Origin of the sequence: Chryseobacterium sp. X308, assembly GCF_020733145.1 — a bacterium.
GTDB lineage: Bacteria > Bacteroidota > Bacteroidia > Flavobacteriales > Weeksellaceae > Chryseobacterium > Chryseobacterium cupriresistens.
Genome location: NZ_JAJFZH010000010.1, coordinates 127,306 through 151,499 on the forward strand (window position 1 = coordinate 127,306; position 24,194 = coordinate 151,499).

Annotated in this window: 22 protein-coding genes; 11 read left to right on the plus strand and 11 right to left on the minus strand. The window is 36.6% G+C overall.

Annotated features, from left to right (window positions below):
• Window positions 1-365: 365 nt before the first annotated feature.
• Complete coding sequence (gene trmD, locus LIV57_RS12905) at window positions 366-1,037, minus strand: tRNA (guanosine(37)-N1)-methyltransferase TrmD (RefSeq protein WP_110008092.1); 672 nt, start codon at window positions 1,035-1,037, stop codon at window positions 366-368.
• On the minus strand, window positions 1,034-2,296 hold the full coding sequence (locus tag LIV57_RS12910) for an NAD(P)/FAD-dependent oxidoreductase (protein WP_227942899.1): 1,263 nt from the start codon (window positions 2,294-2,296) through the stop codon (window positions 1,034-1,036). The genes trmD and LIV57_RS12910 overlap by 4 nt, the downstream gene beginning before the upstream one ends.
• A 66-nt stretch (window positions 2,297-2,362) precedes the next feature.
• Between LIV57_RS12910 and LIV57_RS12915 the strand changes: the two genes are divergently transcribed.
• Window positions 2,363-3,226: a glycoside hydrolase family 25 protein gene (locus LIV57_RS12915; protein WP_227942900.1), complete on the plus strand. Its 864-nt coding sequence runs from the start codon at window positions 2,363-2,365 to the stop codon at window positions 3,224-3,226.
• A gap of 60 nt (window positions 3,227-3,286) precedes the next feature.
• Here the strand turns inward: LIV57_RS12915 and LIV57_RS12920 are convergent, their stop codons facing one another.
• Both LIV57_RS12920 and LIV57_RS12925 read right to left on the minus strand, forming a co-directional pair.
• Window positions 3,287-4,144, minus strand: a complete 858-nt coding sequence (locus LIV57_RS12920; protein WP_227942901.1) for a carboxypeptidase-like regulatory domain-containing protein — start codon at window positions 4,142-4,144, stop codon at window positions 3,287-3,289.
• A 136-nt stretch (window positions 4,145-4,280) separates the two neighbouring features.
• Window positions 4,281-4,793 carry a 5' nucleotidase, NT5C type gene (locus LIV57_RS12925; protein WP_202841295.1) on the minus strand — a complete coding sequence of 171 codons (513 nt, stop codon included), beginning with the start codon at window positions 4,791-4,793 and terminating at the stop codon, window positions 4,281-4,283.
• Between the two features lie 218 nt (window positions 4,794-5,011).
• Here LIV57_RS12925 and LIV57_RS12930 point away from each other — a divergent pair, with 218 nt between their 5' ends.
• Entirely contained in the window at window positions 5,012-6,904 is a 1,893-nt protein-coding gene (locus tag LIV57_RS12930) for an ABC-F family ATP-binding cassette domain-containing protein (RefSeq protein WP_227942902.1), read from the plus strand.
• An 84-nt stretch (window positions 6,905-6,988) separates the two neighbouring features.
• On the opposite strand, the gene LIV57_RS12935 is transcribed toward LIV57_RS12930, so the two are convergent.
• Window positions 6,989-8,044 (minus strand): Gfo/Idh/MocA family oxidoreductase, encoded by a 1,056-nt coding sequence (locus LIV57_RS12935; protein ID WP_227942903.1) that lies wholly within the window; start codon window positions 8,042-8,044, stop codon window positions 6,989-6,991.
• A 182-nt stretch (window positions 8,045-8,226) separates the two neighbouring features.
• On the opposite strand from LIV57_RS12935, the gene LIV57_RS12940 reads away from it, so the two are divergent.
• The 3 genes from LIV57_RS12940 to LIV57_RS12950 all read left to right on the plus strand — a co-directional run bounded on the left by LIV57_RS12940 (window position 8,227) and on the right by LIV57_RS12950 (window position 11,976).
• Entirely contained in the window at window positions 8,227-10,512 is a 2,286-nt protein-coding gene (locus LIV57_RS12940) for a TonB-dependent siderophore receptor (RefSeq protein WP_227942904.1), read from the plus strand.
• A 95-nt stretch (window positions 10,513-10,607) separates the two neighbouring features.
• On the plus strand, window positions 10,608-11,123 hold the full coding sequence (locus tag LIV57_RS12945; protein WP_227942905.1) for a hypothetical protein: 516 nt from the start codon (window positions 10,608-10,610) through the stop codon (window positions 11,121-11,123).
• 262 nt (window positions 11,124-11,385) lie between these two features.
• Window positions 11,386-11,976 carry a hypothetical protein gene (locus LIV57_RS12950; protein ID WP_202841303.1) on the plus strand — a complete coding sequence of 197 codons (591 nt, stop codon included), beginning with the start codon at window positions 11,386-11,388 and terminating at the stop codon, window positions 11,974-11,976.
• A gap of 98 nt (window positions 11,977-12,074) precedes the next feature.
• Here LIV57_RS12950 and LIV57_RS12955 read toward each other — a convergent pair whose 3' ends face one another.
• Entirely contained in the window at window positions 12,075-12,710 is a 636-nt protein-coding gene (locus LIV57_RS12955; RefSeq protein ID WP_227942906.1) for a peroxiredoxin, read from the minus strand.
• Window positions 12,711-12,804: 94 nt separating this feature from the next.
• Here LIV57_RS12955 and LIV57_RS12960 point away from each other — a divergent pair, with 94 nt between their 5' ends.
• Complete coding sequence (locus tag LIV57_RS12960) at window positions 12,805-13,692, plus strand: mechanosensitive ion channel family protein (RefSeq protein ID WP_202841305.1); 888 nt, start codon at window positions 12,805-12,807, stop codon at window positions 13,690-13,692.
• 215 nt (window positions 13,693-13,907) lie between these two features.
• Here the strand turns inward: LIV57_RS12960 and sucC are convergent, their stop codons facing one another.
• From sucC to LIV57_RS12980, 4 genes are all read right to left on the minus strand, one after another.
• Window positions 13,908-15,098 carry an ADP-forming succinate--CoA ligase subunit beta gene (gene sucC / locus LIV57_RS12965; RefSeq protein ID WP_062676270.1) on the minus strand — a complete coding sequence of 397 codons (1,191 nt, stop codon included), beginning with the start codon at window positions 15,096-15,098 and terminating at the stop codon, window positions 13,908-13,910.
• Window positions 15,099-15,306: 208 nt separating this feature from the next.
• A complete protein-coding gene (locus LIV57_RS12970) occupies window positions 15,307-15,693 on the minus strand; it encodes a DUF423 domain-containing protein (protein WP_202841306.1) in 387 nt (128 codons plus the stop codon).
• Window position 15,694: 1 nt separating this feature from the next.
• Entirely contained in the window at window positions 15,695-16,783 is a 1,089-nt protein-coding gene (locus LIV57_RS12975) for a hypothetical protein (RefSeq protein WP_227942907.1), read from the minus strand.
• A gap of 166 nt (window positions 16,784-16,949) precedes the next feature.
• Window positions 16,950-18,278: a hydroxymethylglutaryl-CoA reductase, degradative gene (locus LIV57_RS12980; RefSeq protein WP_062676276.1), complete on the minus strand. Its 1,329-nt coding sequence runs from the start codon at window positions 18,276-18,278 to the stop codon at window positions 16,950-16,952.
• 156 nt (window positions 18,279-18,434) lie between these two features.
• Between LIV57_RS12980 and LIV57_RS12985 the strand changes: the two genes are divergently transcribed.
• Window positions 18,435-19,694 (plus strand): putative DNA modification/repair radical SAM protein, encoded by a 1,260-nt coding sequence (locus LIV57_RS12985; protein ID WP_227942908.1) that lies wholly within the window; start codon window positions 18,435-18,437, stop codon window positions 19,692-19,694.
• 152 nt (window positions 19,695-19,846) lie between these two features.
• Window positions 19,847-20,605, plus strand: a complete 759-nt coding sequence (locus tag LIV57_RS12990; protein WP_227942909.1) for a TIGR03915 family putative DNA repair protein — start codon at window positions 19,847-19,849, stop codon at window positions 20,603-20,605.
• 322 nt (window positions 20,606-20,927) lie between these two features.
• Here LIV57_RS12990 and LIV57_RS12995 read toward each other — a convergent pair whose 3' ends face one another.
• Window positions 20,928-21,728 (minus strand): DNA alkylation repair protein, encoded by an 801-nt coding sequence (locus tag LIV57_RS12995; protein WP_227942910.1) that lies wholly within the window; start codon window positions 21,726-21,728, stop codon window positions 20,928-20,930.
• A 94-nt stretch (window positions 21,729-21,822) separates the two neighbouring features.
• Between LIV57_RS12995 and LIV57_RS13000 the strand changes: the two genes are divergently transcribed.
• The 3 genes from LIV57_RS13000 (at window position 21,823) to pfkA (ending at window position 24,185) form a co-directional block, all read left to right on the plus strand.
• Window positions 21,823-22,173, plus strand: a complete 351-nt coding sequence (locus LIV57_RS13000) for a winged helix-turn-helix transcriptional regulator (RefSeq protein ID WP_227942911.1) — start codon at window positions 21,823-21,825, stop codon at window positions 22,171-22,173.
• Between the two features lie 63 nt (window positions 22,174-22,236).
• Window positions 22,237-23,115, plus strand: coding sequence for a DUF4846 domain-containing protein (locus LIV57_RS13005; protein ID WP_227942912.1), 879 nt, complete (start codon window positions 22,237-22,239; stop codon window positions 23,113-23,115).
• A gap of 83 nt (window positions 23,116-23,198) precedes the next feature.
• Complete coding sequence (gene pfkA / locus LIV57_RS13010; protein WP_120232866.1) at window positions 23,199-24,185, plus strand: 6-phosphofructokinase; 987 nt, start codon at window positions 23,199-23,201, stop codon at window positions 24,183-24,185.
• Window positions 24,186-24,194: the final 9 nt, after the last annotated feature.

Genomic DNA, 24,194 nt, shown 5'->3' on the forward strand with positions numbered 1-24,194 from the left:
TTTAATTTAATATGTCCTTTTTACTTTAAGATGTAAATTTATTATTTTTTTTCATTTTTTTGTGATTTACTTTCAAAACAGCAAATCGTTTTCCAATAAAAAACAATTCAAATATAGTAAAAAATACTAACGAAATAAATCATTATAAATTAATTTTTCAATTATTTGACAGTTTCAATATATTAACCAAAATTGAGACAATATAAAAAACATGGAATAATCGGAATAAATCTTCAATTTAAAATCACTATAATTAATATTTTTCACACTTTTTTAAATAACAACAAATATTATTCCATTCATCTATAATAAATAAATGGAATTTAAGTGGAAGCAAGAATTATATTCGTTCCGGCAATTCTTGTTTACAGTAAATCGGGACGTTTTTCTTTTGTGATTCTTACTGCTTCATCGTGACGCCATTCTTCAATCTTTCCGAAGTTTCCGCTTAACAGGATTTTGGGGACATCTAAACCTTTATAACTTTCAGGCCTTGTATAGATGGGCGGTGAAAGAAGATCATCCTGAAAGCTGTCTGTTAAAGCGCTTTGCTCATCATTCAAAACTCCGGGAAGCAATCTGATAATTGAGTCTGCCAAAACACAGGCAGCGAGTTCTCCTCCTGTAAGGACGTAGTCTCCAATTGAAATTTCTTTTGTAATATGAAGGTCTCTTACTCTTTGGTCTATTCCTTTGTAGTGCCCGCAGAGAAAGATCAGATTTTCTTTGATAGACAATGAATTGGCAATTTTCTGATTCAAAGTAACTCCATCCGGTGTCAGATAGATCACCTCATCATAGTTTCTTTGAGATTTAAGCTCTGAAATGCATTTATCCAGCGGCTCAACCATCATTACCATTCCTGCTCCGCCTCCATAAGGCTCATCATCAATTTGTCTGTGCTTATTGACTGCCCAGTCTCTTAAATGGTGAAAATGTACTTCTACCAGTCCTTTATCCATTGCTCTTTTCAAAATAGAAGTTTTGAAAGGACTTTCCATCAATTCCGGAAGTACGCTTATTATGTCAATTCTCATTGTAATGTTCCGTTTTTCTTAGTAGGTATAATGATTAATCTTAAAGAAGAATCTTTGTTGATATAGCTCCACATCCAGTTGAAGAATATGGCCAGCTTATTACGAACGCTCAAAATTAGCATTAAATGGAGAAACATCCAGAAATACCACGCCAGAAACCCCTGGAATTTTATAAACGGCAGATCAACAACTGCCCTGTGCTTCCCAATGGTCGCTAATGAGCCTTTGTCATCATATTCGTATTCTTTCCATTCTTCCTGACTTTTCTTTAAAAGATTTTTACCTAAATTTTTGGCCTGATTAATGGCTACGTTGGCTACCTGAGGATGTCCCTGCGGATACTTCGGTGTTTCCATATAGGCGATATCCCCGATGGCATAAATATTATCGTAACCCTGTATTTTATTATATCGATCTACAATATATCTGTTTCTTACTAATTTTTCTTCCGGAAACCCTCCTACTACATTTCCTGTAACTCCGGCGGCCCAGATCACATTATTGGATGGTATTTCTTTTCCGCTTCTGAGATGTACTTTGTCCCCATCATAATCTGTTACCACTTCCCCGCTCAAAAAAGTAACACCAAGATCTTTCAGGTATTTCTCAGATTTTTCCTGAGCTTCACTACTCATGACAGCAAGGGGTTTTTCTGTGGAACTTACCAGAATAATCTTCAGATGGTCGAAATTCATGTAAGGGTAATCTCTTGGAAGGATGTCCTTTTTCATTTCAGCAAAAGCTCCGGCCAGTTCTACTCCGGTAGGCCCGCTTCCAACGATCACAATATTCCAGTTTCCGTCATCGCTCCTGCTTTTTTCAATAATCAGCTTTTCAAAGGTCATCAGAACATGATTCCTGATACTGATGGCTTCCTGGGTATTTTTCATCCCGAAAGCTTTTCCTTCCAGTTCTTTGTTCCCGAAAAAATTAGTTTTACAGCCCGTTGCTATGATGAGTTTATCATAAGTAAATTCTGCCTCGTCGGTAATGACTTTATGGTTGGCAGGATCTATTTCTTTCACCTCAGTCATACGGAACTGTGTGTTTCTGGATTGCTGAAAAATCTTTCTGAAGGGAAAAGAAATGTTGGAAGGTTCTATCCTTCCCGAGGCTACCTGATAAAAAAGCGGCTGAAACATATGGTGGTTCATCCGGTCGAGAACAATAACCTTTTTGTTCTTGTTATTCAATGTTTTTGCAAGCTGCAGCCCCGCAAATCCTCCTCCAATAATGATGATTTTTTCGCGTGTTTCCATAATACACAAATTTACTGATTTTATTTTAGCATTTCGCAGTGAAAAAAGTTAGTTTTGCAAAACTTTATGACACCGAAAAAGTACACCAAAAAAACTGCCAAAAAAGTCCATAAATCGAGACGGAAGAAGTATTTTTTCCGAAGATGGGTCATACTGGCAATTTTAATAACGGCATTAGTAGGAACAGGACTTTACTTAAAGCAGTCCGTCAGCTATTACTATGCCTTGTACTTTAATAAATTTAAGCATAAAAAGCTTCATAACAGTGAAAAGGAGGCAGCAAGAATTCAGAGAATATTAGCCAGCAATCTTGATAAAACCTATGGTTTTGATGTTTCCCATTATCAGAACCGGGAAGATATCAGATGGGATAGTCTCAGCATCGGAAATAAAACGATTCCGCTGGAATTTGTCGTGATGCGTGCAACGATGGGAAACCGCAGTGCCGACAAGCATTTTGATGAATTTTGGGAAAGTGCCCAAAAACATGAGCTTATCCGTGGCGCCTATCATTTTTACAGAGCCGATGAAGATCCCGTGATCCAGGCCAATAATTTTTTAGACAACGTGAAACTTGAAAGCGGAGATCTTCCTCCTATTCTTGATATTGAAAAAATTCCAAAGCGTAAAACCAACAAAAAACTGGTTGAAGACCTGAAAGTATGGTGTAAAATTGTAGAGGAAGCCTATGGGGAAAAACCTATTATCTACACGTACTACCATTACTATAAAGATTTTTTGAAAGGGGAGTTTGAAGGCTACCCTTTATGGCTTGCCAATTACAATGATGTTCCCTCACCTTCTCCCGATGACGAGTGGGATTTCTGGCAGTTCACAGAAAACGGTATTGTTCACGGCATCAATACAAAAGTGGATCTTGATGTCTACAATGGTAATTCGTGGTCATTAAAAAGGCTGACACTGGATTAGAAAGAAGGGAAATGTATGGAACAGTTAATTAATTGTCCAGCTGATCAAACTACATATGTATTAATCATCTTCATTCATATTATTGCTTCCGTTTTTATCCATTTTCACATCAATATTAATGGCTGGTGCGGCAATGGTCATTTTCTGCCAATCACCATAAAACTCTCTTATAAACCCTGTTCTGAACAAAGCAGCACTGATTTTAATCCTGCCGTCAAAATCTTTTAAAAACTGTATGCCGATAAAAAATTTTCCCTGCAGCCAGATGTTACGGTCGCTTACATCCAGTGTATACGTTCCATCTTTGATCATATCTTCAGTGAGCTTTACGGTAATCTCCTCTTCCAGGATATTTTTATCCGGGAAGCCATTTTTTTCACTGTAAATGCTATATCTCATCAAAACCGGCTCGGTAGAAACATAGCTGGCTATATTCAGATTGATATTTTTAAGCTTGGATCTTTTCTTAGCGTTGAATTCTAAAGCTGTTTCTCCAAGAAAACTTTTTTTGTCAAATTCCGGGTTAACAGAATAAATAACACTTTTTGTTTTGGTATTGACCCCCCAGTTTTTATCTACCAGCTTTTTAGGCTTAATTGTAATCTCTTTAATATTTTTAGTTTTCTCTGTTAAAAATATTTTTTGCTGGTCATATTTTTTAAAATCCTGTATTGTTTCCTGATAAAGATCGTATCCCGGAACTTCTATTTTTATTTTCTGCTGGGGATCTGTATTGGAAAGATCAATTGAAAATTTTCCTTGTTCATCTGAAATTGTGCCTGTCGATTTTTTCTCAATCCCGATTTTCACATAAGGAATAGGCTGATTTTCGTTTTTAGAAACAATAATTCCGGAAACAACCTGCGCATGGAAGGCTGAGGCTGCCACAAGGAAGAATAAAGTAGAATATATTTTCATGTTAAAAGTTTGATGCAAACATATCTATTTTCAATATGCCGGCCTCCCAACATTTTATTAAATTTATTCTCCCTTTAGTTAAATTTATTTAAAAATTTCCGGAATTCATAGCTCTATCAAGAATTTAAACTCAGAATTATAGGATATTCATAACCTCTTCCCAGGAATGAACTCTTTCATAGGTATCATTTTCTATCAGTTCATTATGAGGTTGGGTAAATATCAGCCTTTGTCCTGAAAAATGGTCCAGATTTTTAGGATAATCATCAATCATGACATCTCCGGACACTACTCTTTTACTTCCGCAAAGAACAATCTGTTCCCATGTGATAAAAGGAAAATGTTCTGCCAGCCAGTCATATTTTTCCCGTAGGCTGTTCGGAAATTCCATTCCGGCAGATACAATATAAAGTTCATATTTATTATTAAGATATTCTATGGCCTCACGGCTTCCTTTCATTACCGGTAAGGTTCTGAAAAAGCCTACTTCATTCACATGCTTTTTTCCGTTGGGAAAAGACTCTATTTCAGGCTTACCAGCCAAATCACTGATTTCAATTTCCCTTCCTGTATCTCTTTTTTCAAATTGTACCAGCTGATGATATACATCCGCCATTACTCCATCCATGTCGACGATAACTTTTTTCATTGTTTCCATCAGATTTTTGTATTATTTATTACTATTTTTAAACTGTATATTTTATTGTTGCTGATCAAATTTACTGATTAGTTTTTGCAGGCAAGGGACACAGTCTATTAAAAAATTATAAATATTCATTTTTATAAAAGGGGTTCCGGGAAGTTTTAGGCTACATTTTCGTATTTTTGCCTTTCAATTCAAAATTAAAATCAAACTATTAATTCCCAATGAATTACGTTTCTGCAGAAAATCTTACCAAATCTTACGGCATCAAAGTTTTGTTTAAAAATATTTCTTTCCACATCAATGAAGGAGATAAAATAGCTATTGTTGCCAAAAACGGAAGTGGAAAATCTACGCTTCTTAAAATACTAATGGGTAAGGAAATTGCAGACAGCGGAACTGCGATTATCAACAAAGATATCCAGGTGGTATTATTTGATCAGGAAATTGACTATGATCCTAAGCTCAGCATTGAAGAATTTATGATGACCTTGGATTCCGAGCCTATCCTGGCGCTTAAAAACTATCATCGTTCACTTCATTCTACAGATAATGATTTTATTGAAAAAGCACTGGCTGATATGGAAGTTCATAAAGCCTGGGATCTGGAAAATGAAATGAAGCAGATTCTTTCCCAGCTTAAAATTACAGATCTTGAAGCTAAAATGGGAACCCTTTCCGGAGGGCAGATCAAACGTGTCGCGCTGGCTAAACTTTTAACAGAAACAAGAGCCGAGCACAGACATACCCTTCTTATCATGGACGAACCTACCAACCACCTTGATGTGGATATGGTAGAATGGCTTGAAAATTATCTGAACAAAGCAAAAATCACTTTACTTCTGGTAACCCACGACAGATATTTCCTTGACAGTGTTTGTGATATCATCTGGGAAATGGAGGATCAGAATCTGTATGTTCACAATGGTTCGTATGCAACTTACCTTGAGAACAAGATGATACGTGAGGAGAATCTTAATGCTACGATTGATAAAGCGAATAACCTTTACAGAAAGGAACTGGAATGGATGAGAAGACAGCCAAAAGCCAGAACCACAAAATCAAAAAGCAGAATTGATGCTTTCTACGAAACGGAAAAAGTGGCCAAAACCGACACCAGAAAAGACGGGCTGGAGCTTGATTTTGAAATGAAACGTCTGGGAAATAAAATTCTTGAACTCAAACATATTGACAAGAGCTTTGGATCTAAAGTTTTATTGAAAGATTTCAGCTACCAGTTTCAACGTGGAGAAAAGGTTGGAATCATTGGAAAGAACGGAGCGGGAAAATCTACCCTGCTTAACATTATTCAAGGTTTTGAAAAAGCCGATAAAGGAGAAATTGAAACAGGAGAAACTATTTCCTTCGGTTATTTCTCACAAAAAGGCCTTACCTATAAAGAGGATGAACGTGTGATTGATTTCATTAAAGAAATTGCAGAATTTTATCCTTTAGCAAATGGTAAAAGTTTATCCGCATCACAGTTCTTAAGATTGTTCTTATTTGACGATCAGACACAGTATTCTCCTATTTCCAAACTTTCCGGAGGTGAAAAGAGAAGGCTTCACCTGATGTATATCCTGTATCAGAATCCTAACTTCCTGATTTTTGATGAGCCTACGAATGACTTAGATCTTCCGACGCTAACGGTTCTTGAAAACTTTCTTCAGCAATTCCAGGGATCTTTGATTATCGTTTCCCACGACAGATATTTCATGGACAGAATTGTAGATCATGTTCTGGCTTTTGAAGGAAACGGAAAAATCAGAGATTTTGTAGGTAATTTCTCAGAATACAGAGAAGCCAGAAGCCGTGAAGAGGCATTGGAAAAAAATGCTGTGGCAAAACCTGATCCTGTAAAAGAAGTAATTTCTTCCACAGAAGGTACTCAATCTTCCAATTCTAAAAGAAAACTGACCTTTAAAGAACAAAGGGAACTGGAAACGATTGAAAAAGAAATGCCTGAACTGGAGGAACAGCGCGCAAAAATTCTGGATAAGCTCAATAACGAAGCTGATTATGAAAAGATAGCCACTCTTTCTTCAGAGCTGGAAACTGTTTCAGAAAAACTGGAAAACCACGAAATGAGATGGCTTGAGCTCCAAGAGCTCATTTAAGAATATGAATGAGTTCAGAGTGTCGAGGGCTGGAGTGGTATCAACCTTGAACTTTAAACTTTAAACTTTGAACTCATTCATCATTTATAATTTTACTATTCTTTCTTCTTTTGCACTTTCAAGAGAAGCATCAATGATTTTCATATTCTGAATAATTTCTTTTCCCGGAGATGGTAAGGCATATCCAAAAACGATGTGTTCATAAATCTGCTGGTAATAATCCATATAGTTTCCGGCTTCGCTGGAAGTAAGAATTCTTTCGGTTTCTGAATGATCATTCAGAAAATTTAAAATGCCGTCCGATTCTTTCAGAGGCTGTGTCCATTCTTTACCATATTCAGGAATAGCACCTGCTACCAGTTCATTTTCCTGATTATCGGTTCTTTCCTGCAGGAAAGTTCCTCTGTCTCCATGAATTGTGTAAGCATAATGTCCTTCTTTACTGAATACAGACGACTTCAGTCTTACTCTCAGATTATCTTTATAGAATAAGAGAATTTCAAAGTAATCATTAGCAAACTCGGCTCCTTTCATAGAAAATACATCAGCAAAAAGTTTTTCGGGGTACCCAAAGTACTGCACCGCCTGATCTACAAGATGTGCTCCCAGATCATGAAGTGATCCTGATCCCTGCTGATCCGGACTTTCTTTATGCTGCTTTCCACTGGCCGTGGTACGGAATCTGTCAAAACGTATTTCCACTTCTTTAATATTCCCTATTTTCTTATCATTCAGATTTTTTTGAACCTGCAGAAAATCACGGTCAAATCTTCGGTTTTGGTATACACTCAGAAACAAACCTTTTTCTTCAGCCAGTTGCACCAGTTCTTCTGCTTCAGAAACATTTACCGTAAAAGGTTTTTCCACAATAATATTTTTTCCCGCTTCCAGTGCTTTTTTGGCGTACTCATAATGGGTCTGAACCGGAGTATTGATGATCACCAATTCTACATCTGCCTGCTGAAGCATTTCTTCCACGGAACGATAGATCGTTGCCTCAGGATATTTCACCTTCGATTCTTCCTTACTTCTTTCCACAACAGCAGAGATAAAAAATCCCGGGTGCTCCTTTAAAAAGGGAGCATGGAACACTTTCCCACTCATTCCAAAGGCACAAAGCCCTGCTTTTACCATTTGCATATTATAATTTTTAACAAATATATTCATAAAAAATTCTCTATCCCTTAGTCTAAAGGAGCTATAGAAATAATCCATCTCGTCCACTCATAAAAATATGATTTAAATCATAAAATTATTTTTATCTATTCTAAACAAATACTTACATTTGCGCCTTATTTAAAACTGTTCTACATAAAAATAAAATGAAAAAACAATTACTTTCTTTAGGTCTTCTATTCATCGCTGTTTCAGCGAGTTCTCAGATGAAAAATGCTGAAGCAGATACCATCAGAACACAGACCATTGAGGATATCAATCTTCACAAAACAGGAAATCCCAACCAGGCAAGACCATTATCAACAAAGTCCAATCTGACGGTAATGGAAACTCCCCAGCCCATTGCTATTGTTACCCACGAAATCATTGAGCAGCAGCAGGCAAAGCAACTGAGTGATGTTCTTCAGAATGTAAACGGATTGTACATCACTTCATCCAGAGGAAATTCTCAGGATAGTTTTGGTGGGCGTGGTTTCATTTTAGGAAATGATAATATTTTTAAAAATGGTTCAAGAGTAAACAGCGGTGTTTTCCCTGAAGTAAGTGGTCTGGAAAGAGTAGAAGTTTTAAAGGGTGCCAATGCCATGCTTTTTGGAAATACAGCAGCTGGTGGTGTTATCAATATGATTACAAAAAAACCTAAATTCAATTTTGGCGGAAGTATCGGGCTAAACGGCGGAAGCTGGAATTCCTATAAACCAACAGTTGATATTTACGGTCCTTTATCTAAAAATATTGCTTTCAGAGTAAACGGAGCCTATGAGCATGCTGAAAGTTTCAGAGATGTTGTAGAATCAGAGAAATATTATTTCAATCCATCCTTCCTTTTCAATTTAAGCCCAAAGTCACAATTGATTGTGGAAGCAGATTATCTTAAAACTAATTTTACTCCTGATTTCGGGCTTGGTTCTATTACGGAAAAAGATCAAAGCTACAGATTAAATGATACTGTTTCCAGAAACACTTTCTACGGAACTAACTGGCAATATCAAAATGTACAGCAAGCTTCCACGAATGTAACTTTTAATCATCAATTTAACGAAAGATGGTCTTTAAATGCGATTGCTTCTTACCAAAACTATACAAAAGATTATTTTTCTTCTGAAAGAGTGCAATGGATCTATGACACCAAAGATACCACTGTAGATCCTAACAGATTATCATGGAAAAGACCTTTTGGCAGAACTTATAACGAACAAAATTATACTTCAGCACAGGTAAACATCAATGGTGAGTTCAATACTGGAAAAATCAACCACAAAGTTTTAATTGGGGCAGATGCTGATTACGGTCAGGCAGATGCTTATGCTTATACTGTTGCAGCTCCAAGAAATCTTCTGTATTTAGATGATCCATCAACGTGGGGAAGTATTGATATGCCGAATTCTACTCTTAGTACGAGAAACAGGATCAATACAAGAAGAATCGGGATCTATGCACAGGATTTTATCAGCTTAACAAAACAATTAAAAGTAATTGCAGGTTTAAGATGGTCTTATATAGAAAATATGCCTACGCTGACGACCCGCTTCACATTAAATGATAAAATTGAAGTCGCTAATTCTTCAACGTCTGACAATGCATTTTCTCCAAAAGTAGGTTTGGTGTATGCTCCAAATGAAAACCTTTCTGTATTTGCAACTTATACGAATTCTTTTGCAGCCAATGCAGGATATACTTCAGATCAATTTGGAACAGTAAATACCAATCAGTCTGCTTCAGATGTTCAAGCTCAATTAAATACTTTATCAAAGCAAAGCATAAAGCCATCAACGGTTGATCAATATGAAATTGGTATTAAAAAGAATTTCTGGAATAATGCTTTAGCTGTTAACTTAACGGCTTACCAGATTATGTACAATAACTACTATCAAACGTATTGGTTTGCTTCTGCTCCAAACGGAGTACCTGTAAATTCCACAGACACCAATCTTAAAGAATTTGCAGGAAATATGAGAAGCCGTGGTGTAGAACTGGACATTACAGGAAATCCCACAGAAAACTTATCTATAATCGGAGGTTTTTCTTATAACAATTCGGTATATACCGACACTCCTGAAAAAGGATATATTGAAAACCAAAGACTGGTAAGAACACCGGCTACAACAGCAAATGCTTCTGTTTTCTATAAATTTACAAACTACGTAAAAGGGTTGAAAATCGGAGCTGGGATTTATTACATCGGGGATAGAATTGCCGGATGGAATGATACAAAATCTACAAACACAAGTAGAAATAACGTGAGCAGAATGTTTGATCTGAAAGATTATACGACTGTTTCCGTGTCAGTAGGCTACGAGTGGAAAAAATTCTCTATCCAGGGGAAAGTGGGCAACCTGTTTGATGTCGTAAATTACAATGTTCACGAGAATTATTCAGTGAATCCGATTACGCCTAGAAATTATTATTTCACATTGACATACAGACTCTAGAATTCTTTATATAATAATTCTTTCACTAAAAGTGGAAATTGCATTTTTGCAGTTTCCACTTTTGAAATTTTAAACAAAAACAAAAAAAATAAGATATGGATAAGATTAAAGACACAAGAAGTTTCATGAGAATTACGCACCGCTACCTGGGATATTTCCTTGCCGGAATTATGGCTGTATATTCGTTAAGTGGAATTCTTCTGGTGTACAGAGACACAGATTTCCTGAAAAGTGAAAAGAAATATGAAAAAAATATCGCAGCCAATCTTACAGAAAAAGAGCTGAAAAAAGAACTTAAGATGAAAGGTCTTGAGGTGGAAAAAACAGAAGGAAGTGTTCTTTATTTTAAGCAGGGAACTTATGACAGTGCAACCGGAAAAGCCAAATACACCAAAAAGGAACTTCCTTTCGTATTGGACAAAATGGTTTCGCTTCACAAATCACAATCTAAAGATGCGATGTCTCCTCTAAGCGTATTCTTCGGAGTTTCTCTTTTCTTTTTCGTCATCTCAAGTTTCTGGATGTTTAATCCTAAGACCAAAGCATTCAAACGTGGAATCAAATTTACGATTGCAGGACTGATCATTTCGGTGATCCTTTTATTTATTTAAATTCCGAATGGGCAAAGAAAAATAAGTGTTTTATATAATTAATGATATATTATCTACTTTTATCATTTTTTTCTTAAAACAACCATTTTATTTTCTTTATTATCATAACATATAAAGCCGATAGGTTAAAAAAATAAACTATATCTCACTGAAAATCTTAACGTTTGTTTAGAAAAATTACGTAAAATTAAGAGTCTGGCACATTTATTGTTTTTTCTATAATTCGTGAATAATAAACATTTAATTATTAAAATAATAAATTATGAAAAGACTTATTTTAACAGGGATATTAGCCGTAGCAGGCTTAACAGCAACTGCCAACGCTCAGATTCAAAAAGGTAATTGGATGGTAGGGGGTAACCTTGTAGGGGCAAATTTTGGGTTAAATGAAGGAGCAGGATATAACTTTGCAATTCAGCCAAAAGGAGCCTATTTCATCGAAGATAATATCGCAGTTGGGGGATACGTAGATTTAGGTTTCAAAGGAGCTAAAGATGCACCCACTACTTTTACATATAATGTAGGAGCATTAGGACGTTACTATCTTAACCCGGGAGAGCAGGGAGTAAACAACTTACTACACCACGGAAGATGGTTCTTCGAAGGTAACGTAGGTGTTGGAGGAATGTCTATCTCTAAAGGAGGTTCTTCTTCTAACGGTCTTAACTTCGGATTCGGACCTGGTTATTCTTACTTCATCACACCAAACATCGGATTGGAAGGTTTGGTGAAATATGATGCGAACGCAGGATTCGGAAGCGGTGGATACACTAACAAAATTACTTTTGGTTTAGGTTTCCAGATTTATCTTCCAACGTCTAAAGCGAAACAAATCATCAACGACGTTAAGTAATCACTGAAATACTTATAAAAAAAATGAAAGCGCCCCGGAATTTATTTCCGGGGCGCTTTTCGTACAAATTAAAACTAAACTATAAAAAATCAAATAAATCATGTATTAGGTTGAGGGGTGTATCTCAGATATGGCTTTATCTCCGTCACTCCTTTTGGGAATATTTTCCGGGCATCTTCTGTAGAAATGGTTGGAGGTACAATAACATCTTCTCCAACTTCCCAATTCACAGGCGTAGCCACACGGTAATTGTCTACCAGCTGTAAAGAATCCAGCACTCTAAGGATCTCGTCAAAATTCCTTCCTGTAGAGGCCGGATAAGTAATAATCAGTCTTACTTTTTTAGAAGGATCAATAATCAGAAGAGAACGTACAGTGGCTGTAGCTGAAGCATTGGGATGAATAAAATCATACAGCTCAGAAACTTTTCTGTCTTTATCAGCAATAATGGGAAACTTCACAATGGTATTTTGAGTTTCATTAATATCTTTCACCCAGTTTTGATGATCTTCTACTCCATCTACACTCAGGGCAATCACCTTTGTATCTCTGGCATCAAACTCAGAATGAAGCTTTGCTGTATACCCCAATTCCGTAGTGCAAACCGGTGTATAATCTGCAGGATGCGAAAACAAAATTCCCCAGGAATCTCCCAGATAATTATAAAAATTAATATCGCCGACCGATGATTCTGCCTGAAAGTTGGGTGCTGTATCTCCTAGTTTGATTGACATAATGTTTCTTCTTTATAGTCTACAAATTTAGTAGACTTTTTGGAACTGGCAAATTTTTTGATGAAAATTTATATCTTTAATTAAAATTTTATTCATGGAGAAAACCGGACTCAGGTATGTAGATCTTGTTTACAAGGTATTGGAAAATTGGTACATCACCTTCGCTGAACTTACCCCCAAGCTGATTGTTGGAATTTTAGTATTTACCTTTTTCCTGGTTACCAGCAAATATTTAAGCCAGGCAGCGGTAAAATTATTTCATAAATTTTTTCCTAAAAGTCGCAAAGAGAGTTCATTAGTCACCTTAATCAGTGTATTCAGATTTTTGATCATGCTGATGGGAACCTTTATTGCTCTTGAAATAATGGGTTTCAGCGGTTTTCTTTGGAAGTTTATCGGAAGCTTAGGAGTTGCAGGGGTTATTGCCGGGGTTGCTCTGAAAGACCTGGTATCCAGTATTTTCTCTGGAATGCTGATTGGAATTGACAAGGCTTACAAGGTAGGAGATTATATTACCATAGGAACCCACTCAGGAACCGTACAGGAAATCGGGTTTCTTACTACAAAAATTCTTACCGATGATGGAAAGAAAGCTTATATCCCTAATCAGGTTGTTTTCAATGCTCCGTTTTACAATATTACGGCCTCTCCACAGCGAAGGATCATTTTAAATTTTGAAATTCCGGCTGATGAAGATATCACTAAAGCTCAGAAAGGAATTCTTGATGTGGTTAAAAATCTTGATAATGTGGATAAGCTGGACACTGTGGAAGTGATTTTTACAGATTTGAAGCAAGGAGCATTTAACCTCCAGGTAAAATTCTGGATAAAAGTGGGTGCTAATCTTGCGCAGGTAAGAAGCCAAGCTTATTTAGGGATTAAAGAACGTTTTGATACGGATAAAATTCAGCTGGTAACGCCAACGAGTATCAGTATTACAAGTGGAGAGACTAACTTGCCGGAAAGTCATCAGGATAAGTAAAATTATTTATAAAATAAAAGACCATTTCGAGTATTGAAATGGTCTTTTTTATGATGATTGATTGGAGATATTTAAACCTAACAGGTTTTAGAAACCTGTTAGGTTTACAGTAGTACATTTCCGCTGAAGTTATTACAAAATTGTGCCCTTCACGTTCCAACAAAAAAACCGTTCCAAAATTGGAACGGTTTTCTATTTTATTTAAAAATTTCAGCTTATGCTAAAACTTCTTTTACTTTGTTTGCTGCTTCTTCTAAAGTAATTGCAGAGTGTACCGGAAGACCAGACTCGTCAATTAATTTTTTAGCTTCTACAGCGTTAGTCCCCTGTAATCTTACGATCAATGGAACAGGAAGGCTACCCATAGCTTTGTAAGCATCTACAACCCCCTGAGCAACTCTGTCACATCTTACGATACCTCCGAAGATGTTGATCAGGATCGCTTTTACGTTTGGATCTCTTAAGATGATTCCGAAAGCAGTCTGTACTCTCTGAGCATCTGCAGTACCTCCTACGTCAAGGAAGTTAGCAGGGTTACCACCAGATAATTTGATGATATCCATAGTCGCCATAGCAAGACCAGCTCCGTTTACCATACAAGCAACGTTACCATCCAGTTTTACGAAGTTAAGACCCGCTTCACCAGCTTCTACATCCATTGGATCTTCTTCTCTTGTATCTCTCAATTCCGCTAAATCTTTGTGACGGAACAATGAGTTGTCATCTAAAGTTACTTTAGCATCTACAGCGATAATCTTGTTATCAGAAGTTTTTAATACAGGGTTGATTTCGAAAAGAGATGCATCAATACCTGTGTAAGCATTATAAAGAGAACCGATGAATTTTACAAATTCTTTGAAAGCATTTCCTTCAAGACCTAGGTTGAAAGCAATTTTTCTAGCCTGGAATCCCTGAAGACCTAAAGCAGGATCAATGATTTCTTTGTGGATCAAATGAGGAGTTACTTCAGCAACGTGCTCAATATCCATACCACCTTCAGTAGAATATACGATTGTATTTTTACCTTCAGCTCTGTCTAATAGAATAGAAACATAAAATTCTTTAGTTTCTGACTCACCTGGATAATATACATCCTCTGCAACCAAAACAGAATTTACTTTTTTACCTTCAGCAGAAGTTTGTGGAGTAATCAACTGCATTCCGATGATGTTCTGAGCGTTTTCTTTAAGCTTATCCATGTTTGGAGAGAACTTTACACCACCACCTTTACCACGACCACCTGCGTGGATCTGAGCTTTTACTACCCACCCTTGAGCGCCAGTTTCAGCAGTTAGTTTTTCAGCAGCAGCTACAGCTTCATCTACGTTGTTTGCAACAAAACCACGTTGGATAGCTACTCCATACTTTGATAAAATCTCTTTTGATTGATACTCGTGAAGATTCATATTATTTTTATTATTTTATTTTAATATTTAAAGGTTGACAAATTTACTAAAAAGACACGGAAGTTCAAGTTTATTGACTTAAAAATTAAAGTCTGACCGACTTGATTTTTAACATATCTTCCTGTTTTCCCTTATTCTTCCGCTAATTTCTCAGATTGAAGAGGTTGAATGTTCGTATGAGCCGCCTTCTTCTGTTAATTTTTATTCCCTAAATTCTGTTTTTAGCAAAATATAAGATCAGCATTCCCCAGCTTAAGATCATCATCAGGCCTCCAAGCGGAGTGATAGGACCTAAGAATTTAAGATTCATTCCCCAATAATCCTGCATGCTTAAGAAATAGATACTTACAGAGAATAAAAATGTTCCTGCAATCATTAAAATGGAAGTCCATTTTTCAGCGGAAGTTTCAAATTTTAAGATATATCCGATTATCAGCAGGAAAAAAGCTGCATACATCTGGTATCTTACTCCTGTTTCAAAACTTTCCAGTCTTTCCACAGCTAATATTTTCTTTAAAGCGTGTGCTCCGAAAGCACCCAGGATTACAGACACCATTCCGTAAACTGCTCCAAAAATTAATGTGATTGTTTTCATTTTATAACTCTTCTAATTCTAGGGTTAAATATTTTTTTGTTTTATCATCCTGCCAGGTTCCTGAAATTGTATTTCCTTTCATATCTGCTTCTACAAAAGCTCTTGGAATCCATTTGCCGGCAGCTTCATCATAATGATCATTCTCAGTAATGGAAATATGATTTCCTTTCATTTTACCGTCCCATGGGATCAGCTTTTTATTTTTATCATACCAATACAATGCAGTAAAGGAGCTTGTATCATTTTCACTTTCTCCTTTATATAAACGGCTGATAAAAACAGTGACAGGATATTTCCCATCTATTTTCCCTTTGTAAAGCTTATTTCTGAAACTGGTTTTTTCTGTTTTTTCAGAACCTGAAATTAAATTTCTCGCGTAAGGACTCCAGTATTTTTCCAACTCCTTAAAAGAAAATTCTATTTCATGGCTGTCGAGGTCATCCAGAGCTCTCATAGCATGGTTGGAGCATCTTCCGGCAACAAAAGTCAGTTTATCTTTTCCGAAAAAATATCTGATGTCTTCTAAAGTATGTTCTGTAAAACAGTCCTCATACATAGCGATCTGATCTTCAGTTTCCTCAGATGGATTTTTTTCTGCTTTCAGCTTGACCAGAAAGTCGGCAATTCTTTTTTTTACTCTTTTCTGAATGATACTTTCAACCATTTTCACCGAATTAGATTGAAATAAATCTTCAGCATTGATAAAATTTCCTGTTCTCATATCAAAATTTTTCCAGATCGAAAACCCTTCCGGATAAGCGCCTGAAGCTTCACCATCTATGGCAATACTCAGAATATTCTCAGGAGTTTCAATTTTATCCCAACTATAAAAATAAAGATAATTGGAATAGGAATTGGTTGCTGTAGAAGCCAGTTTAAAAGGGTTTCCGCCAGATCCGGGAACATATTCCAGCTGATCTACCTGTAGAAATGTATTGATTTTATTTTCGACCCGCGGATTTTCAGGATAAGAAACAACCGGAAAAACGGTATCTTCAGTTTTAGGCTGCAGATTAGTGATTTTCACTTTTTGCTGCTGCGAAAAACTTAATCCGGAAATCAGTAAGAAAAATACAATACCCTTTTTCACTATTTTGATTTTAAGTACATTAAAATGAACTTGGCAACCAATGTAGAAATCCCCAGTATGATAAACATATTGGCGAATTTTTTGGAACTTCTGAAACCTTCATTGTTTGTTTTCTTCAGAAAAAATCCAAAAAGAAGGAATACGATAGGCAAAATGATCTGTAGCATTAGTTTCCTCTCATTCTGTTAAACTCATTGATCACCTCATGGTGGCTCACCGTCTTATCTTTAAAATACGTTACAAAGTGCTGTTTTTCTTCTTCAGTAGCGCCCAATTGGTTCAGAATATTCAATAAGTGCATCTTCATATGTCCTTTCTGGATTCCTGTGGTCACCAGAGAGCGTAAAGCCCCAAAGTTTTGTGCAAGACCTGAAACTGCCAGGATGCTCATCAGTTCCTGTGCAGAAGGTTTACCCAGTAGCGCTAAAGAGAATTTTACCAGAGGGTGAAGATTGGTAAGTCCTCCCACAACTCCAACAGAAATAGGAAGATCAATCCAGAATCTGAAAATTCCGTTATCTGTTGTACAGTGTGTTAAAGATCTGTATTGGCCATCTCTTGCTGCATAAGCATGTGCACAGGCTTCCGTAGCTCTGAAGTCATTTCCGGTAGCAATTACAACGGCATCTACTCCATTCATTACTCCTTTATTATGAGTAGTCGCACGGTAAGGTTCTATTTCTGCAATGGTAACGGCCTGTTTGAATTTAGAAGCAAATTCTTCAGGAGAAATTCCACTGTCATCTTTTAAATCTTCCATTTTACATGAAACCTCAGCTCTCACAATACAGTCAGGGGTAAAGTTGGAAAGAATATTCATCACAATCTGCAGTGAATTCTTTTCTTCCTGAGTAAAATCTTCGCTGGTAGCAACTTCCTGTCTCAAAGTTTTTCCAAACTGCTCAAGACATGAGTTGATAAAGTTCGCTCCCATTGAATCTACGGTATCAAAGCTTGCTTTCAGCTGGTAATAATTCGGCATTTCTGCTGTTTTATCCACCAGGCTGATGTTTAAAATACCTCCACCGCGTTTTCTCATATTCGCCGTGATATCTTCTGTAGCTTCAAATAATTTTTTCTTCAGGCTGAAATTAAAGAAATGTAATAATTTATGAGGTTCTACATTAAAAATAAAGTGGGTATGCCCCAGTTTTTCAGTATTGATAATCGTTGTTTTAAAACCTCCTTTATCGATCCAGAATTTGGCAGCTTTGGAAGCAGCAGCAACTACAGAACTTTCTTCAACGGCCATTGGAAGCGCCAACAGTTTTCCGTCGATTAAAAAGTTCGGAGCAATTCCGTAAGGCATATAGAAATTAGAGATGGTATTTTCAGAAAATTCTTCGTGAAGCTTCTGAAGATCTGCATCATCATTCCAGTATTGTTTTAATATATTTTGATATTCCTGGTTTCCTTCAAGATATTCGTTTACGAGCCATTCGATTTTCCCCTGCTTTGGAAGCTTGGAAAAACCTTCGATTGGTTTATGATTCATGATATAAACTTTAATGAGCCGTAAATATAATGATTTTGAGACTCTTTTTTGTTGATAACTTCTATGAAAAAAGGTTGACTTTTATCAATTTTGGAACTAAATTTGACCAATATTAAATTACAATTCAGATACAAAACATACCAAATCATTTTAAACATGAATTTTGACCGTCTTAAAGAAAAGCTTGAAATCCTTGCTGATGCTGCGAAATATGATGTTTCCTGTTCATCAAGCGGAGGTACAAGAAAAAATAAAAAAGGAGCATTGGGAGATAGTTCTGCAAGCGGGATCTGTCATACCTATACAGAAGACGGAAGATGTGTTTCTCTGCTTAAAGTTCTGTTGACCAATCACTGCATTTATGATTGTGCTTACTGCGTTTCCAGAAGTTCCAATGATATCAAAAGAGCTGCTTTTACGGTAGAAGAAGTGGTAGATCTTACCATCAATTTTTACCGTCGAAATTATATTGAAGGGCTATTTCTAAGCTCAGGAATTTTCAAAAATGCAGATACAACCATGGAAAGGCTTGTAAGAGTTGCCAAAAAGCTACGTTTGGAAGAGAACTTTAACGGGTATATTCATTTAAAATCTATTCCCGGGGCAAGTGATGATCTGATGCAGGAAGCTGCGTTGTATGCAGACCGTTTATCCGTCAATATTGAAATTCCTACGGAAAGCGGATTAAAACTGCTGGCTCCTGAAAAAAACAGACAGGATATGATCAGCCCGATGCGGTATATTCAAAAAGGCATCATTCAATATAAAGATGAAAAGAAAATTCTTAAGAAGGTTCCGAAGTTTGCTCCGGCCGGACAGTCTACACAAATGATTGTGGGAGCAACCAATGAAAATGACTTACAGATCATCAAAGTGGCAGATCATTTTTATAAAAATTTTAATCTGAAAAGGGTGTATTATTCCGGATATGTTCCGGTGTTGGAAGATCGGAGACTGCCTTCTTTAACGACGGAAGTTCCAATGCTTCGGGAAAACCGATTGTATCAGTCGGACTGGCTGATGAGATTTTATGGTTTTAAAGCAGAAGAAATTTTAGATCCCAATGTTCCTTTTCTTGATCTGGAAATGGATCCGAAATTAAGCTGGGCATTACGGAATCTGGATCAGTTCCCGGTGAATCTCCAGACTGCCGAATACCGGACGATTTTAAGAATTCCCGGAATTGGTGTTAAAACAGCTCAGAAAATTGTGAGTGCAAGACGTTTTCAGATTTTAACGATGGATCATTTGAAAAAACTCGGAGCGGCCGTCAACCGGGCAAAATATTTCATAGATTTTAATGCTGGGAATGCCTACCTGAAATATTTAACGGATAAGAACTTCAGGAAACTGCTCATAGGTGGAAGCTCATCCAAATTTCATAATCAGTTTTCGCAACAGCTGACTTTGTTTTGATTTTAAACACAAATGACACCAATATTTTCACAAATGGACACTAATTTATAATACAACACGACTGTCATTCTGACGAAGGAAGAATCTCTAGATTCTTCACTTCATTTTATTTCGTTCAGAATGACAAGCACACACAAATTTTAATTCAACACATGACAACTCTACTCTACGATGGAAGTTTTGACGGTCTTTTCACTGCAGTATTTGAAGTTTTCGAATATCGTTATAAAGATGTAGAAATTATAAGCAGGGGAAGGTTTCATCAGGAAAATATTTTTGCAGAAATTCATGAAGTTATTACTCAGACAGAAAAGTCTGAGCGGGTTCTCAACAAATTGGAGCAGAATATTGGGAAACAGGGAGTTTACAAACTTTTGAAAGTTTTTTTATCTGAGGATCCGGAGCTGGAAAGCCTTATTTTATCTGCGGTAAGACAGTCGGTGAAGAATCCAGAAAATAATATTCTTGAAAACTTTGCCGATAATGATGTTTTAAAAATTTCAAAAATCTGTAAATCAGTAGACCGGGAAAGACACAGAATGACGGCTTTTGTCCGGTTTGAAAAAATGCAGGATGGTGTTTTTTTCTCCAAAATAGATCCTGATTTCAATATTCTTCCTTTAATCAGAAAACATTTTCACGGCCGATACCAGGATCAGAAATGGATGATCTACGATCTCCGGAGAAACTACGGACTTCTGTATGATCTGAACGATTGTGAGTTTTTCTATCCTGATGAAAAAATTATTCTCCATAATTATCAGCAGAAATTTCATGATGAGGAAAATAATTATCAGATACTCTGGCAGCGATATTTCACAAAAACCAATATTGTAGAAAGGAAAAATATGAAACTCCATATTCAGCATGTTCCCAAAAGATACTGGAAATATCTGACTGAAAAATGGTAGCCGGAATTCCATATTGTGGATAACTTTTTATTTCGACGATAAAAACTGCGGTTTCAAATTATTTTTTGATCCATATTTTATAACCTGTTCATTTTATGGGAGATAAAATCCACATTAATGGAAAACTCATATTGTGGATAACTTTTTTGAGTTAACATACCGTTAACATTGTAAATAATTCAACATCAATTTTCTTATAAAAATAGATTAAATAAAGCCAGTTCCAGAAAGTAAAGGAATATAAAATATATTATAAACCCATGTAAATCTGCAATCTAAAGATTCAAAAACTATATCAACATTCCCAGTTTGTGGATAACTCTCACTTTCTGATGGTCCGTAACGCTTTCTTTACAATATACTGCGTTTCTTTTGTCAGACTTTCCCGAAGCCATTCATCACAGATTTCCACTACAAATTCGGGTTGAGATTTGCTGGCATCATTCAGCCAGTTGCCGACACTGTCCTGTACATATCGGGATGGATCTGATCGTAAAGGTTCCAGAATTTCCAGTCCAAGTCCCGGATTTTGTTTTAAAGTATCTATATGTTCACACCAAACTCCTCTTGGCCTTGTAGATTCGCTGGCAAAGCGTCTTACATTTTCATTGTCATGCCTTGTCCATTCTGATAAAATACATAAGCTTTCCCCAAGATTTCTGGCGATATCCGGACGTACTGTCATCCAGCAGATTTCCCTCACTCCAAAATGAGAGTCAGAAGCAAATGGCTGAATTTTGTTTAATTTTTCCTTAAGTTGTAAACCGTTATTTCTTCCAATCGTATAAGCTGCCCAGCAACGTACCAGATCTGCGGGATGAACTGACAATTTCAAAAGAAATTCGTTATCCTTATTTTTCACAGCCAGATTAAGTAAGCCAATTCCTATTGTTTCATTAATGGTATTGACAGTTTGCTTTTTCAGTTGCTTTACATTTTCTAAAACGGGTGTCAAATATTCCCTACGATCATTCTGTAAAAGCAGATTTTCCAACAGCAACCTTTGATCTACTGCCAGCCATTCCGTAAGATTGGCGGTTTCAATTTCTCCTCTGTTCAGCTGTTCCAGAATATCCGTTGGAATATCTTTGATGGAGCGGGCTCCTTTTCGTTTTTCTGTCATACTATTTAATGATTACCTTTACAAAAGTCTGAAAGTGGGCGGAGAAAAACAATACCGCACATTTTTCCCCCATTGGGATAAAAAAGTCAATTTTATGGAAACAAAGGGAAGAGCTGAAGAAAATAAAATATGTCCATTGGAAGTTGCTGTTAATACCATCAGTGGAAAATGGAAAATTCCTATTGTCTGGCAGATTAATGAAGGCAAAAAACGTCCCAGTGAGTTTTTACGCGGGATTGCAAAAGTGGACCGCAGGGTTTTGACTCAGCAGCTGAGTGAAATGGTGGAAGACGGTATTTTAACGAAACAGTCTTTCAATGAACTTCCTCCAAGAGTAGAATATACTTTGACAGAACTTGGGGAAAAACTGGTGGAAATCCTCTGGCAGCTGAATGATTGGGGAAAATTATTGATTCCTGAAAAAGAGGAGTCGTTGAACCGCTAAATTTTCAAATAAGATATTGGCAGATAGGCGAAAAAAAAAGATATTTGCGTTAACTAAAAACGCATGAAAAAATTTATTACAGGAATCATTGTTATTCTCATTTACACTGGCTGTACAAAAGAAAAATTTGCAGACCGTTTACTGCCTGAACCGGATAAGAATGAGCATTTAATTGCTGAAAATGCTTTAAAAATCAATAAAAATAAAAATACTATCCGGGAAAGATTTTTTCCTCCGGAAGGGTATGAGTGGATAGAAGAAAAACCTGGTTCTTTCGGTCATTTTATTGAAAATTTCACATTGAAACCTTACGGGAGTCAGATTTTAAAATACGATGGAACGCCTATCTCCACCCAGCATCTTCATGAAGCGGTTTTTGATATTGATACCGGAAATAAGGATCTTCAGCAATGTGCTGATGCAGTCATCCGAATGAGAGCTGAATATCTTTATAAGGCAAAAAAATTTAACGAAATTAAATTTCATTTTACAAGCGGTGATCTTTTCAGCTGGAATGATTATAAAAACGGAACGAGAGCTTTTGTCAGCGGAAATTCTGTCAACTTCAGAAGAACTGCGTATTTTGATGATTCTTATCAGAGTTTCAGAAATTATCTGGATGTCATTTTTAATTATGCAGGAACGATTTCATTAAATAAAGAAACAAAACCCGTCAATAAAAATTCAGATCTGAAAACAGGAGATATTCTGATCACACCGGGAAGTCCCGGACACATTGTTTTTATTTCCGGTGTCTGCCGGAATAAGGAAGGAAAAAGATTATTCTTATTAAGTGAAGGATTCACCCCGGCGCAATCGGTTCATGTACTTTCAAATCCGTTTAATCCCTATTTTACGCCCTGGTACGACCTTGATATCAACACTTCGGAAACAAAAACTGCACGATATTTTTTTAAACCTACAAACTTCAGAAGCTTTTAATAATTTATATTCAAAACTATTGGAAACTTACTACGATAATCTGAACTTGTTTTTGTAAATTTGTTTTCGAAATTTTTTACTTGATGAAAGAGAGTGCTGTAAAAAAAATTGCAGTTCTTACTTCAGGAGGTGACTCTCCGGGTATGAATGCGGCGTTAAGAGCGGTAGTAAGAACCGCCAATTACTATAATATCGAATGCTACGGAGTAAGGGAAGGTTACAACGGCCTTATCAATAATGATTTCCTGAAAATGGGAGCCCGTTCCGTAAAAAATATAATCAACCAGGGTGGAACCATTCTAAAATCTGCCAGATCTGCTGAGTTCAGAACTAAAGAAGGCCGTCAGAAAGCTTATGACAACTGTATAAAGCTGGGAATTGACGGATTGGTATGTATTGGAGGTGACGGAACATTTACCGGTGCCAAGATCTTCAATGAAGAGTTCGGAATCAGGGTAATCGGTATCCCGGGAACGATCGACAACGATATTTTCGGAACTGATAATACGATCGGATACGACACTGCATTGAATACGGCAATGGATGCCATTGACAAAATCCGTGATACGGCAACTTCCCACAACAGAGTTTTCTTTGTGGAAGTAATGGGTCGTGATGCTGGTTTTATTGCTTTAAACAGCGGATTGGCAACTGGAGCTCTGGATATTTTAATTCCTGAGAAAAAAGACAGTATTGATGAGCTTTTCACGAAATTCAGGGATGCGGAAAAAACCGGAAAAGCATCAAGCATTGTGGTGGTTGCAGAAGGTGAAAAACTAGCCAATGTGTACGAACTTGCAGAAAAAACCAAACAGACCTTCCCTGATTATGACATCCGTGTAGCGATTTTGGGACATATGCAGAGAGGTGGTTCTCCAAGCTGTGCAGACAGAGTTTTGGCCAGCAGACTGGGCTATGGAGCCGTAACCGGATTAATGGAAGGACAAACCAATGTAATGGCAGGAATGCGTTCCAACGATCTGACGTATACGCCAATTGAAGAAGCCATTAAAAAACATAATGAAATCAATAAAGATCTTTTACTGATTTCAGAAATTTTAGCAATCTAATTATTTTTA